The 18,372-nt window shown below is 54.2% G+C and carries 16 protein-coding genes; 7 read left to right on the top strand and 9 right to left on the bottom strand.

Annotated elements, in window-relative coordinates; all coding sequences use genetic code 11:
* Nucleotides 1-74 precede the first annotated feature (74 nt).
* From NBE99_RS02665 to NBE99_RS02645, 5 genes are all read left to right on the top strand, one after another.
* Nucleotides 75-2,045, top strand: a complete 1,971-nt coding sequence (locus NBE99_RS02665; RefSeq protein WP_250683680.1) for an NAD(P)H-quinone oxidoreductase subunit 5 — start codon at nt 75-77, stop codon at nt 2,043-2,045.
* A gap of 49 nt (nt 2,046-2,094) precedes the next feature.
* The gene (ndhD1, locus tag NBE99_RS02660) at nt 2,095-3,684 is read left to right on the top strand and encodes a photosynthetic/respiratory NAD(P)H-quinone oxidoreductase subunit D1 (RefSeq protein ID WP_250682968.1); all 1,590 of its coding nucleotides are present in this window, start codon (nt 2,095-2,097) and stop codon (nt 3,682-3,684) included.
* Nucleotides 3,681-4,502: an alpha/beta hydrolase gene (locus tag NBE99_RS02655; RefSeq protein WP_250682967.1), complete on the top strand. Its 822-nt coding sequence runs from the start codon at nt 3,681-3,683 to the stop codon at nt 4,500-4,502. Before ndhD1 ends, NBE99_RS02655 begins: the two co-directional genes overlap by 4 nt.
* 83 nt (nt 4,503-4,585) lie before the next feature.
* A complete protein-coding gene (locus tag NBE99_RS02650) occupies nt 4,586-6,175 on the top strand; it encodes a glucose-6-phosphate isomerase (protein ID WP_250682966.1) in 1,590 nt (529 codons plus the stop codon).
* Nucleotides 6,163-7,221 (top strand): extracellular solute-binding protein, encoded by a 1,059-nt coding sequence (locus NBE99_RS02645; protein WP_250682965.1) that lies wholly within the window; start codon nt 6,163-6,165, stop codon nt 7,219-7,221. The genes NBE99_RS02650 and NBE99_RS02645 overlap by 13 nt, the downstream gene beginning before the upstream one ends.
* Here NBE99_RS02645 and NBE99_RS02640 read toward each other — a convergent pair.
* Nucleotides 7,218-8,498 (bottom strand): CCA tRNA nucleotidyltransferase, encoded by a 1,281-nt coding sequence (locus NBE99_RS02640; protein ID WP_250682964.1) that lies wholly within the window; start codon nt 8,496-8,498, stop codon nt 7,218-7,220. The genes NBE99_RS02645 and NBE99_RS02640 overlap by 4 nt on opposite strands.
* Complete coding sequence (locus NBE99_RS02635; RefSeq protein WP_250682963.1) at nt 8,498-9,805, bottom strand: pentapeptide repeat-containing protein; 1,308 nt, start codon at nt 9,803-9,805, stop codon at nt 8,498-8,500. The genes NBE99_RS02640 and NBE99_RS02635 overlap by 1 nt, the downstream gene beginning before the upstream one ends.
* Nucleotides 9,806-9,910: 105 nt before the next feature.
* On the opposite strand from NBE99_RS02635, the gene NBE99_RS02630 reads away from it, so the two are divergent.
* Nucleotides 9,911-10,183 (top strand): YciI family protein, encoded by a 273-nt coding sequence (locus NBE99_RS02630; protein WP_250682962.1) that lies wholly within the window; start codon nt 9,911-9,913, stop codon nt 10,181-10,183.
* On the opposite strand, the gene NBE99_RS02625 is transcribed toward NBE99_RS02630, so the two are convergent.
* The 3 genes from NBE99_RS02625 to NBE99_RS02615 all read right to left on the bottom strand — a co-directional run bounded on the left by NBE99_RS02625 (nt 10,180) and on the right by NBE99_RS02615 (nt 13,867).
* Nucleotides 10,180-11,385 carry an argininosuccinate synthase gene (locus NBE99_RS02625; RefSeq protein ID WP_250682961.1) on the bottom strand — a complete coding sequence of 402 codons (1,206 nt, stop codon included), beginning with the start codon at nt 11,383-11,385 and terminating at the stop codon, nt 10,180-10,182. The two genes, NBE99_RS02630 and NBE99_RS02625, sit on opposite strands and share 4 nt — an antisense overlap.
* 85 nt (nt 11,386-11,470) lie before the next feature.
* The gene (locus tag NBE99_RS02620) at nt 11,471-12,469 is read right to left on the bottom strand and encodes a 2-hydroxyacid dehydrogenase (RefSeq protein WP_250682960.1); all 999 of its coding nucleotides are present in this window, start codon (nt 12,467-12,469) and stop codon (nt 11,471-11,473) included.
* Between the two features lie 213 nt (nt 12,470-12,682).
* Nucleotides 12,683-13,867, bottom strand: coding sequence for a DegT/DnrJ/EryC1/StrS family aminotransferase (locus tag NBE99_RS02615; protein ID WP_315897282.1), 1,185 nt, complete (start codon nt 13,865-13,867; stop codon nt 12,683-12,685).
* Nucleotides 13,868-14,074: 207 nt separating this feature from the next.
* Between NBE99_RS02615 and NBE99_RS02610 the strand changes: the two genes are divergently transcribed.
* Nucleotides 14,075-15,424, top strand: coding sequence for a pentapeptide repeat-containing protein (locus NBE99_RS02610; RefSeq protein WP_250682959.1), 1,350 nt, complete (start codon nt 14,075-14,077; stop codon nt 15,422-15,424).
* On the opposite strand, the gene malQ is transcribed toward NBE99_RS02610, so the two are convergent.
* From malQ to ndhK, 4 genes are read right to left on the bottom strand one after another with little or no spacing between them, the layout of a single operon-like run.
* Entirely contained in the window at nt 15,421-16,977 is a 1,557-nt protein-coding gene (gene malQ / locus NBE99_RS02605) for a 4-alpha-glucanotransferase (RefSeq protein WP_250682958.1), read from the bottom strand. The genes NBE99_RS02610 and malQ overlap by 4 nt on opposite strands.
* A gap of 25 nt (nt 16,978-17,002) precedes the next feature.
* Nucleotides 17,003-17,335 (bottom strand): DUF3007 family protein, encoded by a 333-nt coding sequence (locus tag NBE99_RS02600; protein WP_250682957.1) that lies wholly within the window; start codon nt 17,333-17,335, stop codon nt 17,003-17,005.
* A 5-nt stretch (nt 17,336-17,340) separates the two neighbouring features.
* Complete coding sequence (gene ndhL, locus NBE99_RS02595) at nt 17,341-17,571, bottom strand: photosynthetic/respiratory NAD(P)H-quinone oxidoreductase subunit L (RefSeq protein WP_250682956.1); 231 nt, start codon at nt 17,569-17,571, stop codon at nt 17,341-17,343.
* A gap of 31 nt (nt 17,572-17,602) precedes the next feature.
* Nucleotides 17,603-18,316 carry a photosynthetic/respiratory NAD(P)H-quinone oxidoreductase subunit K gene (gene ndhK, locus NBE99_RS02590; RefSeq protein ID WP_250682955.1) on the bottom strand — a complete coding sequence of 238 codons (714 nt, stop codon included), beginning with the start codon at nt 18,314-18,316 and terminating at the stop codon, nt 17,603-17,605.
* Between the last annotated feature and the right edge of the window lie 56 nt (nt 18,317-18,372).

Here is an 18,372-nt window from a genome sequence, read left to right as displayed (position 1 = left end):
TTTGCCTACACTAGCGATTCATACCTATTTGGTTTTCTAGGCAGGCAGCTCTCATGGAAAGTTAGGTGGCACGCATGGAACCCCTGTATCAATACGCTTGGCTGATTCCCGTTTTACCCCTCTTGGGAGCGTTGATTGTTGGCTTTGGCTTGATTGCCTTCTCAGAGACCACCTCGAAACTGCGGCGACCCAGTGCCATTTTCATCATGGCGTTGATGGCGATCGCTATGGTGCATTCTCTGAGCCTCTTCTGGAGTCAAGTCCAAGGCCACACCCCCTATACGCAAATGATTGAATGGGCAGCGGCGGGCAATCTTCACATTGCCATGGGATACGTGATTGACCCCTTAGCGGCATTGATGTTGGTCATCGTCACAACGGTGGCCTTTTTAGTCATGCTCTACAGCGATGGCTACATGGCTCATGATGCGGGCTATGTTCGCTTTTTTGCCTATCTCAGCCTGTTTGGCTCCTCGATGCTGGGGTTGGTCGTCAGTCCCAACTTGGTACAGGTGTATATCTTTTGGGAATTGGTGGGGATGTGTTCCTACCTGCTGATTGGCTTCTGGTATGACCGCAAAAGTGCAGCTGAAGCAGCACAGAAGGCGTTTGTTACCAACCGTGTCGGTGATTTTGGCCTTTTGTTGGGGATGGTGGGTCTCTTTTGGGCCACCGGTACATTTGATTTTGCGGGGATGGGCGATCGCCTGACGGAATTGGTCAATACCGGGCTACTTTCCCCTAGTCTTGCCGCCATTCTCGCCATCTTGGTCTTTCTCGGCCCTGTAGCCAAATCTGCCCAGTTTCCCCTGCATGTGTGGTTGCCGGATGCGATGGAGGGTCCAACACCGATTTCTGCGCTGATTCACGCGGCAACCATGGTGGCAGCTGGCGTCTTCCTGATTGCGCGGATGTTCCCTGTCTTTGAGCAATTGCCCCAAGTCATGACGATCATTGCTTGGACAGGTGCCTTTACGGCATTTATGGGGGCAACCATTGCCATCACCCAAAACGACATCAAAAAGAGCTTGGCCTATTCAACCATTTCCCAACTGGGCTACATGGTCATGGGGATGGGCGTGGGTGCCTACAGTGCTGGCCTTTTTCACCTGATGACCCATGCCTACTTCAAGGCGATGCTCTTTCTGGGATCCGGTTCTGTGATCCATGGCATGGAAGCAGTGGTTGGCCACAACCCGGACTTGGCTCAAGATATGCGCTACATGGGGGGGCTGCGCAAGTATATGCCCATTACGGGGGCAACGTTTCTAGTGGGGTGCTTGGCCATTTCTGGCGTGCCGCCCTTTGCTGGCTTTTGGTCAAAGGATGAGATTTTAGGCGCGGTTTTTCATGCCAACCCAGCGATGTGGCTACTGACGTGGCTCACGGCTGGCTTAACCGCCTTTTATATGTTCCGCATGTACTTCATGACCTTTGAGGGCAAGTTCCGCAATGTGCCCCCAGAATTACAGGAACACCATGGCCACGATGCTCACCACGCTGCTGAACCCCATGAATCCCCTTGGACAATGACGCTGCCCTTGGTGGTGCTAGCGATTCCCTCGACGTTGATTGGCTTTGTCGGCACCCCCTTCAACAATCTCTTTGAGGCCTTTATCCATGCCGCCGGCGAAGAGGTGGTCGCCGAGCACGCGGTGGATTTGACGGAGTTTCTCATCCTTGGCGGTAGCTCTGTGGGTATTGGCCTGATTGGCATCACCGTGGCCTCCTTGATGTATCTCAAGGGCACCCCCAGTCCGCAGGCGATCGCCAAAGCGATTCAACCGCTGTACCAGTTCTCCCTGCATAAGTGGTACTTCGATGAACTCTATGAAGTGGTCTTCATCAAAGGCTGTCGTCGCCTAGCGCGTCAGGTCTTGGAAGTGGACTACAACGTGGTGGATGGGGTGGTCAACCTCACGGGCTTTGTCACGATGGTCACCGGTGAAGGGCTGAAATACTTCCAAAATGGTCGTGCCCAATTCTACGCCCTAATTGTGCTGCTGGCGGTGTTGGGATTTGTCATCTTCTCGGTGCAAGCCTAACCCTGGTCATGGTTCTTTCCCAACTGCTGGAGGAGTAAACACGACTGCCATGAGTACGTTTCCTTGGCTAACAACGATGATCCTGTTCCCGATTCTGGCTTCCTTGGCGATTCCCTTCATTCCAGATCCCAACGGTAAAGGACGCCCCATCCGCTGGTATGCCCTCACAGTGGGGTTGATTGATTTTGCGTTCATTGTCTATGCCTTTATTAATTTCTATGACTTGAGCACCCCCGGCATGCAACTGTGGGAAAGCTATGACTGGATTCCGGAAATTGGCCTGCGCTGGTCGGTGGGGGCAGATGGCCTCTCGATGCCGCTGATTTTACTCACGGGTTTTATTACAACCTTGGCGATTTTAGCGGCTTGGCCAGTGACCCTGAAACCACGACTATTTTACTTTTTGATGCTGGCAATGTACGGTGGCCAGATTGCCGTTTTTGCCGTGCAGGATATGCTGGTGTTCTTCCTTGCGTGGGAATTGGAACTGATTCCGGTCTACCTGCTACTGGCGATTTGGGGGGGGCACAAGCGTCAATATGCCGCTACCAAGTTCATTCTCTACACCGCCGGTAGCTCCCTCTTTATTTTGGTGGCGGGCTTGGCGATGGCCTTCTATGGTGACACGATTAGCTTTGACATGCAGACCTTGGCGGCTAAGGACTATGCCGTTGGTTTTCAACTGCTGGTCTATGCGGGCTTCTTGATTGCCTATGGGGTCAAATTGCCGATTGTGCCTCTGCACACGTGGTTGCCTGATGCCCACGGTGAAGCAACAGCTCCAGTGCACATGCTGCTGGCGGGGATTCTCCTGAAGATGGGAGGCTACGCCCTGATTCGCATGAATGTGGATATGCTGCCGGCAGCCCATGCCAAGTTTGCGCCTGTTCTAGTGATTTTGGGGGTCGTGAATATCATCTATGCGGCACTCACCTCCTATGCGCAGCGCAATCTCAAGCGCAAAATTGCCTACTCCTCGATTTCCCACATGGGCTTTGTGCTAATTGGGATTGCCTCGTTTACCAATTTGGGCATGAGTGGAGCGGTGCTACAAATGGTCTCCCACGGTTTGATTGGGGCGAGCCTCTTCTTCTTGGTGGGTGCCACCTATGACCGTACCCACACGCTGATTCTGGAGGAAATGGGCGGTGTCGGCCAGAAAATGAAGAAAATTTTTGCCATGTTTACAGCCTGCTCCTTGGCCTCCCTTGCCCTGCCGGGGATGAGTGGCTTTGTGGCTGAACTCATGGTCTTTATTGGCTTTGCCACTAGCGATGCCTATTCGCTGCCCTTCCGGGTGATTGTGGTCTTTTTGGCGGCTGTGGGGGTGATCCTAACGCCGATTTACCTGCTCTCAATGCTGCGGGAAATTTTCTATGGACCCGAAAACAAGGAACTGGTGGAGCATGAAGCCCTGGTGGATGCCGAGCCCCGTGAGGTGTTTATCATTGCCTGCCTGTTGGTGCCGATTATTGGTATTGGCCTCTATCCCAAGCTACTGACGCAAATTTACGATGCAACCACGGGTCAGGTAATTGCGCGGGTGCGGGAAGTGATTCCGACACTGGCTCAACGGACGGAGCAACCCCTAGGAACACTGCCGCTGGTGGCACCGAGCCTGAATTCTACCTCTAAATGAGTTGGCTGCAAGATTGGATACTGGGGGAGTGGAGTTGGCTGCGCCTAGGGCGATCGGCACTCCTGATTTACCTGATCATTGCGGTCTATCTCTGCTTTGGCGTCGATGCCCTCATCTTCCATCCACCGCGTCCCACCTATTCCCTTTCTGAGGAGATCAGGCTGATTCCAGTGGGTTGGGGCGATCGCCTTGCGGTGCGGTATGTCGCCAATCCAGAGGCGGACTTTACGCTGCTGTTTAGCCACGGCAATGGTGAAGACCTCGGCATGGTGGAACCCTTTCTAGAGAGGTTACGGCAGTGGGGCTTTGCTGTGCTTGCCTACGATTACCGCGGCTATGGCTTGAGTTCGAGTACCCCCACTGAGCGCCATGCCTACGAAGATGCACGGGCTGCCTATACCTATCTCACAGAGGAACTGCGAGTACCCCCAGAGCAGGTGATTCTCTATGGCCGTTCCCTTGGCGGTGGGGTAGCAACGGAACTGGCGACACAGGTTGCGATTGCGGGTTTGGTTTTAGAAAGTACGTTTACCTCCATCTTTCGGGTGGTGGTGCCCTTTCCCCTCTTTCCCTTTGATCGATTGATCAATCGGGATAAATTGCCCCATGTCCAAGCACCCGTCTTGATTCTCCACGGTACTGCCGATAGCATTGTGCCCTTTAGCCACGGAAAACACCTGTTTGCCATTGCCCGTGAGCCAAAATTTGCCCTCTGGGTCGAGGGTGCCGATCACAATGATTTCGTTGAGGTGGCGGGCGATCGCCTGCGGACAGCCTTAGAGGAATTTGCCACGTTTTTGAAAGCGCAGTCTAGCTAGGGTGTTTATTAAGGGAAAGCTGATGTTCCCAGTAAGGGACAGTTGTTGAGGTACGCTGAGATCGTAGCGCGAGAGTATTTTTTATGGATGCTTTGGCTCTTTGGCAGCATTACCAAGACTGGTTGTACTACCACCCGGAATTGGAGTTCTATGTGGATGTCAGTCGTATGGGGCTGACCCCAGCGGTCGTGCAGCGCCTAGAGCCAGCCTTTGGGCGCGCCTTTCAGCAAATGAAGGAATTGGAGGCGGGGGCGATCGCCAATCCCGATGAGGGCCGCATGGTGGGGCACTACTGGCTGCGGAATCCGGACTTGGCACCGACACCAGAATTAGGCGCGGAAATCCGCGATGCCATTGCCCAAGTCAAACAGTTTAGCCAGCAAGTCCACAGCGGCGCCATTGCTCCACCCCAAGGGGGGCGCTTTACGGAGATTCTCTCCATTGGCATTGGAGGATCTGCCCTAGGTCCGCAGTTTGTGGCCTCTGCCCTTGCACCTGCGAATCCGCCCCTGAACATTCATTTTTTGGACAACACTGACCCCGCCGGGTTTGAGCGGGTTTTTGCTGAATTGGGCGATCGCCTGCGCACCACTTTGGTGATTGTTATTTCCAAATCGGGAGGGACACCAGAAACCCGCAATGGCATGTTGGAGACCCAAGCCCGCTTCCAACGCGCTGGTCTGGTCTTTGCTGATCACGCCGTCGCCATCACTATGCCCGGTAGTGGCCTTGCCCAAGTGGCAGAATCAAACGGTTGGCTCGCCATTTTCCCCATGTTTGACTGGGTAGGGGGGCGCACCTCGGAACTGTCAACGGTGGGTCTATTGCCGGCTGCCCTCCAAGGGATTGACATTGACGCCCTCCTCGCGGGCGCAAAGCTGATGGATCAGGCGACCCGTGCGCCGAAGATTCGCCAAAATCCCGCTGCCCTACTCGCCTTGGCTTGGCACCATGCGGGCAATGGTCGGGGTGAAAAAGATATGGTTGTCCTGCCCTACAAAGACAGTCTGCTGCTGTTTAGCCGCTATTTGCAGCAGTTGGTGATGGAGTCCTTGGGCAAAGAAAAAGACCTCGACGGCAACATTGTCCACCAAGGAATTGCCGTTTATGGCAACAAGGGAACAACGGATCAGCACGCCTATGTGCAGCAGTTGCGCGATGGCTTGCCCAATTTCTTTGTCACGTTTATTGAAGTGCTGCGGGATGGCCAAGAGCCAAGTATGGATGTGGAGCCGGGAATTACATCGGGGGACTACCTCAGTGGTCTGCTTCTTGGCACGCGCCAAGCTCTCTATGAAAAGAATCGCCCCTCTTTGACGGTCACCATTCCAGAGGTGACACCCAAAACGGTGGGTGCCCTGATTGCCCTTTACGAGCGAGCAGTGGGTCTCTATGGCTTCTTGGTGAATATCAATGCCTACCATCAGCCGGGGGTGGAAGCTGGCAAGAAAGCAGCAGCGGCGAATTTGGCGTTGCAACGGCAGATTGTTAAAGTCTTAGAGCAAAGTGACGAACCCCTTGACTTGCAGGCGATCGCCAGTGCAGTCAATGCTCCCGATCAACTGGAGCGGATTTACCTGATCCTGCGGCATCTTGTGGCCAACGATCGCGGCATTGAGCAACTGGGGGATCCGGCGCAACCGAGTCAATTGCAGTTTCGGTGGCAACGCTAATGCAGCGGCGGCAATTTTGTCAGGGGTTGTTTGCCCTTGGGGCGATCGCCCTTAGTGGTTGTCAAGCAAGTGCCAATGGCGGGCTAACCGTTCATCTGCTGCGAAAATCCTTACCGCCTCAACTGATTCAGCGATTTCGGCAACAGGCGGGTGTGGGCATTCATCTGCGGCTGCGGGAAACGCCCCAAGAGTTAGCCGATACCCTTGCTGCGGGAAACCTTGGGTCAGCCGTCCTGAGTTTGGGGGATGCTTGGCTAGCTCAGGCCGTAGCTCAGCGACAGATTGCCCCTCTTCCCAAAAGACTGATTCAAAACCAGTTGGACTGGGCTGAGCCGTGGCAGCCATTACTGCAACTCATTAGCAAAGAGGATGCTTTGTGGGGTTTGCCCTATCGGTGGGGAGCAACAGTCCTCATTTATCGCCGCGAGTTCTTTGCCGATTTGGGTTGGGAACCTACAGATTGGGAGGTTCTATGGCATCCAGCTGTTCAAGGTCACTACAGCCTGTTAAATACCCCCCGCGAAGTGATTGGCTTAACTCTAAAATCCTTGGGGTTGTCCTACAATGCCCCACCCACCCACCCGCAGTTACGGGAGCGATTGTCTCGGCTGCGCCAAGGTTGCCGTTTCTTTAGTTCCGATGCCTACCTGCAACCGCTGATGCTGGGGAGTACGCAATTGGCAGTGGGTTGGTCAACGGATCTACTGCCGCTGCTGAAGCGGGATCCGCAGACCTATGGAGCAGTCTTCCCTGCCAGTGGGACAGCGCTTTGGGTGGATTTGTGGGTCTGTGGCCAAAACCCCGATGCCCCAGCCTTGGCTTGGTTGAACTACTGGTGGCAGCCAGAGGTGGCTGAGCAACTCAGTCAATTTAGTGATGCTCTCTCGCCCCGCGTGAGCGATTTAACGGCCACCCTCTTTCAGCGCTATATTCCCCTCGCTGACCCCACTGCCTTTGCCAAGAGTGAGGTATTACTACCCCTTGATACGGCGACCCAAAAGACCTATGACACCCTTTGGCAAGAGATTTTTCTGACCAATTCCTAACGGTGCCTTGGTTCGGTTGCACTCTTGAGGAGTTGTGCCACATAGGCGAGGGCTTGGGGGCGATCGCGAATTTCTCCCCGCGCTTGGGCTACTTCCACAGCTCGCAACAATTCACCCACACGCGGCCCCGGCGAGAGATGAAACTGTTCTACCAAATCCGCACCCCGTACCAATTGGGGGGGATGGGCAATGGCATCCTTGGGGTCTAACCACGCTTTGACCAAGGGCACTAGATGCTCTTTGGGGATGCCACGGCTCAGGGCAAGGGCAACAAAGGCAGGAAAATGGCTACCTGCTGCGCGGAATAGATAGAAGGCTTGCTCGCGGTTCAGGGGCTGTTCGAGGGGGACTAGCCAGTGGCTGAGCAGTCGGCACAGAACTTGAACAATGCGAATTTCATCCGTGGTGTAGGTGAGAGCCGTTAATTCCTCGGCAGCTTGGCGATCGCTCGCATTCACAAGGCAGGTGAGCTTTGCCAAAGCCGCTAGGGTGCGCCGTTGGGGTTCACCGGGCGCAGGGGTTGTGGCAATCGATGTCGTCAGTGCCGGCCAAAGGGCTGGGAAGGGAAAATTCGCTAGGGTGGATTCAAGGACATGGTAGTGGGTAATCCGCTCCTCCGTTACTGAAGGCAACCATACCGCCAACACCCCATCGCGAAAAGCAAGGGTGACATGGGGAGCACTCTCAACAGCACTGAGAAGATAACTCAGTTCTACCCGTACCCGCTCTGGGGCGACTCGTCGCAGTTGGGGGGCAAGGGTTTGGATCACCTGCCGCGTTTCGGGCGTAATCGTAAATTGCAGTTGCGCGGCTTGGCGATAGGCACGTAGGAGTCGCAGTGGATCAGCAGCGAGATTTTCTGGTGCTACATAGTGAATTTGGTGGCGTTGCAAATCCAAAAGGCCACCGAGGGGATCGATGAGGTGGTGGTGGTGAATGTCGTAGGCAATGGCATTGAGACGAAAATCGCGATCGCTCAAATCGGTCAACAAGGTTTTTCCATGTTGCTGGGCAATGTCCACCGTCGCCTTGGCAAAGACTAAACGGGCAATCCCTCGCTCTCGATCCAAAACAACCAATCCAGCCTTATATCTATCCGCCAGTTCCTTGGCCAAGGCAATTGCATTCCGCGGCACAATAAAATCCAAGTCGGGATACAAGGTTGTTCGCCCAAGGAGAGCATCGCGCACAGCGCCTCCCACTAAGTACGTATCGGGGGGTAAATCACTGACAGCGATCGGCCAGCGACTGAAATCAAAGGGTTGAATGACGACCATCAGAGCTGGTTGAGATCGATCGCTTGCCCACCAATGGTGACCCTGAGATTTTCACCCTGCACACAGACAGGGCCTGCCGCTGTTTGAATGGTCAGGCAGTTATTTTCAAATTTCAGTAGGCCATTCCAAAGCGATGCCGTGGACGTTGGCGCCGTAGCAGTGGTCGTGGGTGATGTAGAGGGGATATTTTCCAGCCAGATCAGTGAAGCATCCGCAGGATAGTGGCGATCGCCCGCAGCGGTTTTGATGATCACCCCCCCCGTTGCCGAGGGTGAAAAGGCAATATCCTGAATGGTCTGCCATTGATTGCCCACCAATAGTTGTAATTGCGACGGCTCTTGTCCAGTGGCAGTGGACTTTAGCAGTAACCACCAAGTTTTCCAAAGTTGCCGTGCGGTTCCCAAGCGAACCTCACCCCCAGGGGGAATGGGTACCTGCTCGTACTGCCATGCCGGCATCGGTTCACTGACGTATTGCGTTGGCAAAAACGAATGGGCTTGGAGAACACTGGCCACCAAATCCGCAAAGGGCGCCTCAGTAAAAAGGGTCACTTTTTCAGTGGCCACACTCTCCCCCTCCACCACTGCCACGACTGCTTCAGTCACCGTGCGCAATTGATAGCAGTGATTGCCCAGATCCACCACCTTCAAATCGGCACTTTGATAGGTACTGGGCAAGGGGTGCTGTTGCAGGATCAGCATTTGAATCACCTGCTCATTCGTCCACTCAATAACAGTGGTTTCGTTGGCAGTGGCCATTGGCTCAGCAATTGGCGTTGTCGCTGGCAACGGTACCTCTTCAATGTCCCCATCATCAAAGACCACTTCGCCATTGGGCAGTATAGTTCCTGAGAGCTTGGCTTCCTCTAAGTCTTGGCGGCGGGCGATCGCCCCTGTCAGATCCGCCTCTGACAAATCTGCCCCCACCACATTCGTGTCCTTGAGGTTACTGTCGTGGAGCACCGCCCCCTTAAGGATGGCACCACTCAGCACTGCCCGTTGCAAATTGGCTCGCGATAGATAGGCGCCCACCAAAATCGCGCCACTGAGCATCGCTTCCTGCAAGTTGGCATCGGTAAGGTTTGCACCACTGAGATCCGCCCCAATGAGGTTTGCCCCCCGCAAATTGGCATTGGCAAGGTTGGCCTTGATCAAATCTGCTCCACTCCAGTTGATGCCCTGAAGATTAGCCCCCGCTAAATCCACATGGCTCAGTTGCACCAGAGGGAACACACTGCCCGCCAGATTCACGCCACGGAAATTCCGCACCCCACGGGCAAATTCACTTAACAAGGTTTCAATAGTCATGGCTTTGCTCATAGCCGCTCACAATCAGGGCACCACAGAGTTACTCAAGCACACTGCTTATAGCTATTCTAGGTCTTGATTCCCATCCACAGGAGCCACTGATCGATGCCATGGTTTGTCAAAATTGAACGCGGCATTGTGGACAAGGCCACATTTGATCAACACGTTGGTGCCCATCGCGCCTATGTGCGCTCCCTTATTGCCGCAGGGCATCAAGCCCGCACGGGATACTGGGCTGAGCGAGGGGGTGGCATGTTGTTGTTTCACGCCGATTCTCGCCAAGCCGCTGAGGAAATTGTTGCCCGCGATCCCCTCGTCCAACACCAGTGTGTCCACTACGAACTCCATGAGTGGTGTATTGTCGAAGCCCCCGATTAGCTCTGACGCAGTTTCTCCGCCCAGACACGGGTGGGTAGCCCCCACACGTAGATAAAGCCCTCGGCGGCCTTGTGATCAAATTGATCCTCAGCGCCATAGGTGGCTAAGTCTGGGGTATAGAGGGAATAGGGAGACTGTCGCCCCACCACCCGCGCAGTTCCCTTAAAGAGCTTGACGCGCACTGTTCCCGTGACCCGCTGCTGTGTCTGTTGGATAAAGGCATCAAGGGCTTGTTTGAGGGGGCTGTACCAGAGGCCGTTATAGACCAAGCGGCTGTAGGTCTCCTCAATGCCCCGCTTGTACTGGGTGACATCGGCCGTTAAGGTCAAGCTTTCGAGGTCACGGTGGGCATCAATCAATACCAACAGGGCCGGCGCTTCGTAAATTTCGCGGGATTTAATGCCGACGAGGCGATTTTCAATCATGTCAATGCGACCAAACCCATGGCGACCCACTCGCTCATTGAGTTCACTCACCAACGTCACTGGATCGAGGGCGCGGCCATCCAAACTAACGGGAATCCCTGCCTCAAAGCCAATCTCCACATACTCCGGTGAGTTGGGGGTGTTTTCAATGGCTTGGGTCATCAAATAGACTTCCTCAAGAGGTTCAATCCACGGATCCTCAAGAGGGCCTGCTTCAATACTGCGTCCCAAAAGATTGCGGTCAATACTGTAGGGGGACGATTTTTTCACAGGGGCAGGAATGCCAAAGCGTTCGCCGTAGGCAATCGTTTCTTCACGGCTCATCCCCCATTCGCGAGCAGGGGCCAAGACCTTGAGGTTGGGATTCAGAGCAGCGATCGCCACATCAAAGCGGACTTGATCATTCCCTTTCCCTGTACAGCCGTGGGCAACGGCATCGGCGCCGTATTCGGCAGCTGCATCCACCAAGAGCTTGGCAATCAAGGGGCGAGCAAGAGCCGTCGAGAGGGGATAGCGATTCTCGTAGAGGGCATTGGCTTGAATGGCCGGAAAGGCATAATCGCGAATAAATTCCGCTTTGGCATCGGCCACCAAAGACACACTAGCCCCAGCATCAAGGGCTTTTTGGCGAATGGGTTCCAGTTCATCCCCCTGTCCCAAATCAGCCGCAAGGGTAATAACTTCCTTAACCCCCCACTCATGTTTGAGGTAGGGAATACACACGGAGGTATCCACCCCGCCCGAATAGGCCAATATAACTTTTTCTGCACGCCCCATGATTTTTTCCTGAAATAAACGCGATCGCTACTATAGCGGATCTGTTTCCTAGAAACCTCATGACCATCACCGTTTAGCCTAAGTATTAGGGCTGTTTGACTTCGTTAAGCAGCGGTCGGCCTTTCTCAAAACAGGTCAAATTTTCAATCGTGGTACGGGCAATGTCATTGAGGGCATTGCGGGTAAAGAAGGCTTGGTGGGCAGTAATCACTACATTGGGGAAAGATTGCAGGAGTTGGAAGGTGTCATCTTGAATGATTGTGTCCGAGAGGTCTTGGAAAAAGAGAGAGTCTTCCTCTTCATAAACATCAATGCCCAGATAACCAATTTGGCCGCTTTTAATGCCCTCAATCACTGCTTTGGTGTCCACTAGTTTGCCGCGACTGGTATTGATCAACATGACACCGCGCTTCATTTGAGCGATCGTGGTCGCATTGATCATGTGTTCATTTTCTGGGAGAAGGGGGCAATGGAGCGTGACAATGTCGGATTCAGCCAGCAGCGTCTCTAAGGTTGTGTAGGTGCCTATCTGCTCAAAATCTTTGTTGGGGTAGGGATCATAGCCGTAGAGGTGGCAGCCAAAACCACGCATAATCTGAGCAACAATACGGCCAATTTTACCTGTGCCAATAATCCCGACCGTACAACCATGGAGGTCAAAGCCCATCAGCCCCTCTAGGGAAAAATTGTCATCGCGCACACGGTTGTAGGCACGGTGGAGTTTGCGGTTCAGCATTAGGATCAGTCCCACCGTATGCTCCGCCACTGAATAGGGGGAATAGACACTGACACGGGTGACCGTTATCCCCAAACTTGCAGCTGTGGCCAGATCCACGTTATTGAAACCTGTGCAGCGCAAGGTGACGAGACGCACCCCCAATTCCGCTAGCCGTTTTAGGGTCTCTGCCCCCAGATCATCATTGACAAACACGCAGACAGCATCATGTCCCTCGGCTAGGGACGCTGTTTGGGGGCGCAGCAGCACGTCGTAATAGCTCAGGAGATGGGGGTGACCTTGAGCTTCATTAGCAGCATTCAAAAACTGGCGATCGTAGGATTTGGCACTGAAAACGGCAACCTTCATAGCGTAGCTCTCCTAGCCCAAGTAACATGACAGCCCTTTTCGCAGGGGTTGAACACCCTGAATACCAAAAATTTCAATGGCGGACAGCATGCGGATGTGTCCTGTTTGTCAGCCCCATCTTTTAGAAAAGAGCTGTAGCTAGCTTAGCGAGTGTCAGCTTAAGGTTCTGTTAAGTCGGGACAAATCCTCAAGACAAATATTTGCAGAATGCACTTAGTCCTTGTGAAAAAACTGACGAATGGTTGCGGCAATATACTCAATTGTGGCATTGCTCAATTCAGGCCAAATGGGTAAGCTGAGAACCTCGCTGGCAAGGCGATCGCTCACAGGATTGGGCGGAGATTGCCCCTTGTACATGGGACAGTGGTCTTGGGGAATCGGGTAGTAAATCATTGAACTAATGCCAGCCTCCTTCAAGTAAGCCGCAAGCGCATCCCGCTGGCCATTCAGCACCCGAATCGTATATTGATGAAACACATGCCCCGGCGACACGGCTGGGGTCACCACCGCCTCAAGACCCGCCAAAGCTTGGTTATAGGTTTGGGCTACCCGCCGTCGCTCTTGATTCCAGCGATCGATATAGGGCAGCTTCACCCGCAAAATCGCCGCCTGTAGGCTATCCAAACGGGAATTGTAGCCAATCATTTCGTGGTGGTAGCGTTGCCGGGAGCCATGCACGCGAAGCATTCGTGCTCGCTCGGCTAGCTCATCATCGTTGGTGGTAATCAGCCCCCCATCGCCATAGGCACCCAGATTCTTGGTGGGAAAAAACGAAAACGCCCCCATGGTACCGATCGCCCCCGTAAACCGATGAGCCAAAGCTTTTTGAGTTGCCGTTTCACATTGACAGTTCTCACAGGGAGGGCAATAGCGAGCACCAAAGGACTGGGCACAGTCCTCAAGAATGGCTAACCCATGAGCTTGGGCAAGTTCCACAATCGCTCCCATCGCTGCGGGTCGGCCAAATAAATGAACCGGCAAAATTGCCTTGGTGCGGGGGGTAATGGCTGCGGCAATCTGCCTCGGGTCGAGGTTAAAGGAGTCCAGTTCCACATCCACAAACACAGGACGAGCACCCACCAAACTAATCGCCTCGGCGGTGGCGAAAAAGGAAAAGGGGGTTGTGATCACCTCATCCCCTGCCCCCACCCCCAAACTGCGCAGGGAAATGACTAGGGCATCCGTGCCGGAATTGACAGCCACTGCATGGCGCACCCCCAAGTAAGTTGCCACTTCTTCTTCAAAGGCCTGTACCTCTGGTCCAAGAATGAACTGACCCGATGCCAGTACGCGGGCAACTGCGCGATCGATGTCTGGTTGGAGGAATTGATATTGGGCTTTGAGATCAAGAATGGGGATTGTTTCCATGACAGCATCGAGCGCAGAGGTCTCCATCATGAGTGTGCCATAAGTCGCTGTTCACTCAGACACGGTTTCTCAAGCAGGGGTAGAATCAAGCCTTTGATTGGGCAGCAGATATCTTAGAAAAAGGCCGCACAGCCCATGGTTACAAGCGCTATCAAGCGTAGTTTGATCTTGAGGAATTAAGCTAGGCTTAGAGTGTAAAGCCGCTCTCAAGGGCGGGGTTTCAGACCCGTTTTTTTGATGAATCCCCAAGAGTTGTTAAAACGCTATGCCAGTGGCGAACGGGACTTTAATCGTGCCAGTTTGACAAATGGCGAGTTTATCAACGCTGATTTGCGGGGGATTATTCTCTCCCGCGCTGACATGGAGTGGGTCAACCTGAGCGGAGCCAATCTCAGTGGTGCCGTGCTGTGTGGTGCAGAAATTGTCAATGCCATGCTGATCAAGGCAGAACTGGTAGATGCCAACCTTGCTGGGGCAAACCTCAGCCGCAGTGACCTGAGTTGGGCAAACCTAACGCGAGCCAATCTCAGCCGCGCTGAACTGAGTGAAACCACGCTGCGGGGAACGGTGCTCCAGGGCGCCAATCTCTCCCGCGTGGATTTGGCCAATGCAGATCTGCGGGGCTTGCGGCTAGACGGCGTTAACCTTTCGGGGGCAAATTTACAGGGCGCCAATTTGCATGGCACGGAGCTAAAACAAGCGAACCTGACCCGTGTGGATTTGATTCAAGCGGATGTCAGCAACGCCAATCTCAGTGGCGCCAACCTCAGCGGTGCCAACCTCAGTGGTGCCAATTTAACAGCGGCGAATCTCAGTGGTGCCGATCTCAGCCGCGTCGATCTCACGGAGGTAAAGCTGAGTGAGGCTAACCTGACTAAGGCTAATCTTGTGGGCGCTGAACTGGCAAAGGCGGATCTGTCGTCCCTAGAACTGTCTGATGTCAACCTGAGTGGCGCGAATCTCAGTGGCGCAAACCTTAGCCACACCAACCTCAGCCATGCGGATCTCAGTGGTGCCAACTTGCGAGGAGCCAACCTCAGCCATGCCAAACTGGTGGGCACCAACTTGCGAGGCGCAAATCTCCAAGGGGCGAATTTGCAGGGGGCATTGCTGGATAATGCCGATTTGAGTCAGACGGACTTACGCAGCGCCAATCTGAGTGGTTTGGTCTTTAATGGTGTGAAGCTGCGGGGAGCCAATCTCAGTGGCGCCAACCTGCGTGAGGTGGAGTTGACGGAAGCCAACTTTAGCCGTGCTGACCTTGTAGAGGCAAATCTCAGCCGCGCTCGCTTGGTGGGAGCCAACCTTAGCCGTGCAACCCTCTCAGAAGCCAACCTTAGCCGTGCGACCCTCACTGGGGCAACCCTGAGCCGAGCAACATTTAGTGGCAGTTTAGTGGGAACGGTGGATCTGAGTGGTGTCAACTTGAGTGGGGCAGACTTAGGAGATGCCAACCTTTCAGGCTCCAACCTCTCGCGGGCGGATTTGACACGAGTGAACTTGACTGCTGCGGACATGAGTGGTGCCAACCTCAGTGAAGTGGATCTGCGGGGCACGATCATGCCCGATGGCCGGCGGCGAGCTTAGGCGGGGTCTTTTTCGGGGGCGGCTTCTTCAGCAACTTCAACCGACTGGGGTCTCGGTGGCGCTTGACGGCCAAAGAGGTGCACCAAGTGCTTCAAATGGGCAGCGAGTTCAGGGGTGAGTTGTCCAGGTGTGAGGCGCCAAGCCCAGTTGCCCTCGCTCGTACCGGGAAAATTCATACGGGCATGGCTATCGAGACCGAGCAAATCCTGAACTGGAATAATCGCTTGGTTGGCCACCGTACCCAAGGCCATGCGAATCAATGCCCAGTGGGGTTCCCTAGGGGTGTAGCCCAAATAGTCAATGAATCGCTGCCGCTCCCAGTCACTCAGATTGCGGTACCAGCCCACCGTTGTGTCATTGTCGTGGGTACCCGTGTACACTACACAGTTGCGCTCTTGGTTAAAGGGCAAGAAGGGATTATCGGAGCCACCGCCAAAGGCAAACTGCAGGATTTTCATTCCTGGAAACTGAAACTGATCGCGCAGGGCAATGACATCGGGGGTAATCTCCCCTAAATCCTCTGCCAAAATCGGCAGGCGTCCCAAGGCAGCTTGCAGCGCTTCAAAGAAGGCAGCACCGGGTCCCGGTTGCCACTCGCCATTGACGGCTGTTTCCTCTCCTTCGGGCACTTGCCAGTAGGCCTGAAAGCCACGAAAGTGATCGACACGAATAATGTCCATGTAGGAGAGCAGGGCACGGAAGCGCTCAATCCACCAAGAGTAGCCATCGGCTGCAAGGGCTTTCCAGTTGTAAATAGGATTTCCCCAGAGTTGACCCGTGGCACTGAAGTAGTCGGGGGGCACACCGGCCATGAGGGCAGCCGCACCGGTTTCCGGATTCAGTTCAAAAAACTGAGGAAAGGCCCAGACATCGGCACTGTCGTGGGCAACGTAGATGGGAATATCCCCGATGATTTGAATCCCCTGTTGATTGGCGGCTTCCTTGAGGGCGTGCCACTGTTGGTAAAAGAGAAATTGTTGAAACTCGTACTCAAAAATGCGCTCTTTGAGAACGGCTTGGATCGCGGCAAGGGCGGTGGGTTCGCGATCGCGCAAAGGCGCCGGCCATTCATACCACGGCTGTCCCTCGTGGTGATCCTTGAGGGCCATAAAGAGGGCATAGGTGGGCAGCCAGTAGTGGGCAAGGGCTTGAAAGTCGCGGAAGGCCTGCCAGTCTTCTGGGGTGGCTTGATTCTGAAAGCGTTGAGCCGCAAGGCGGAGCAGGGGCAGTTTTTGGCTAATGACGGCCTCGAAATCGACGCGATCGCGATTCTCAAGGGTCACGCCCGCCAAATCCGCCTCTGTTAACCAGCCGTCCTTGACCAACTCATCCAGACTAATCAGCAGCGGGTTACCGGCCATGGCAGAGTAGCACATGTAGGGGGAATTGCCAAAGCCCGTCGGCCCTAGGGGCAATACCTGCCAGTACTGCTGATCGCTGGCAACCAAAAATTCAAGGAACTCACGAGCTGCCGCACCCAAGTCACCAATGCCGTGACCGCCGGGTAAAGAGGTGGGATGGAGCAGTAAACCACAGGAGCGGGGAAAGTGCATTACCAAGCCAAGGGGAAAACTTGAGCTAATTATCCCCCAATTCAGGATCAGCCGTATCGTTTGTTTCCGCGAGAATTTTGGCTTCGAGGGCGGCTAGCTCCTCTGGAGACATCCGTGCAAGGCGATCGCTAATCACTCTCTCTGCATAGTCTTGGAGTTGCCGGTGGTAGGTCATTCGACCCGTAAAGACCCGCAGTAGATAGGTGGAGAGCCAACCCAGAACCCCCAAGATAAATATGGCTTGACTCCAAACTCCCGCTTGGAGTGGCTCAACCCCAGCCAGCCGCAACAGGAGATAGACTAATCCACCCGTAAAGAAAAGACCAATACCAATCCCTAAAACATCAATGCGGCGCATAGCACCTAGGAGTTGAGGGAGCGCGGTTGCGGACGAAAGTTAATAAAGGGAGCCAAAAGGAGCAATCCGGGAAAGAAGAAGGTGACAAGAAAATACATAAACGCCCGCTCAAAGGAACTCGCCACATACCAGCGGGCATTCAAATAGGCATAGACGATCGCCGGCACCACCAGCAGATACAGCCCTGCCAAAGCCACATATACACCGAGTACCAAAAGCTCTGTTGAAACTGCCATCAACTGTTACCTCTTCACCAAAATGACTCGACTATTCTGAAACAGCACTGGTTTCGCTCACGGCTTCTCCCAGGGTAGGAACGGCCATTCCCATCGCTGCCGCAAGGGCAGGGGGAGGCGCTTGGCGACTGGGCGCATTGAGATATTGCCCTGTCAAAATGGGGGGCACCGGCTTCATCTTGTGCTTGGCAGTAAAGAGGCGATGGGTTTGAGCAAGGTTACCACGCTCACTGATATGCTCATTGGCAATTTTCTTGCGCAGCTTGACGATGGCGTCCATAATCGCCTCTGGACGGGGTGGACAGCCGGGCAAATAGACATCCACGGGAATGAGTTTGTCCACACCACGCACAGCGGAATAGGAGTCCGAGCTAAACATCCCACCTGTGATCGTGCAGGCCCCCATGGCAATCACGTATTTGGGATTGGGCATTTGATCATAGAGGCGCACCAATGCAGGTGCCATCTTCATGGTGATCGTGCCGGAAGTAATAATCAAATCGGCCTGACGGGGGCTGTTACGGGGGACTAGGCCAAAACGGTCAAAGTCAAAGCGTGAGCCAATCATGGCCGCAAACTCAATGAAGCAGCAGGCAGTGCCATACATGAGTGGCCAGAGGCTCGATAGCCGCGCCCAGTCATAGACATCATTGAGGGAAGTGAGGATGATATTTTCCGCAAGTTCTTGGGGAACTTCAGGACGAGCAATGGGATTGAGGATGGCAGGCGAGGTCGTATTGGTCATAGGGTTCCCTCAAGGGACATCGGCCAAATGTAAAAACATTTAAGATTATAGGCGTT

It is taken from the genome of Thermosynechococcus sp. HN-54, assembly GCF_023650955.1.
Taxonomy (GTDB): domain Bacteria; phylum Cyanobacteriota; class Cyanobacteriia; order Thermosynechococcales; family Thermosynechococcaceae; genus Thermosynechococcus.
This window is presented reverse-complemented; position numbering and strand designations above follow the sequence as displayed.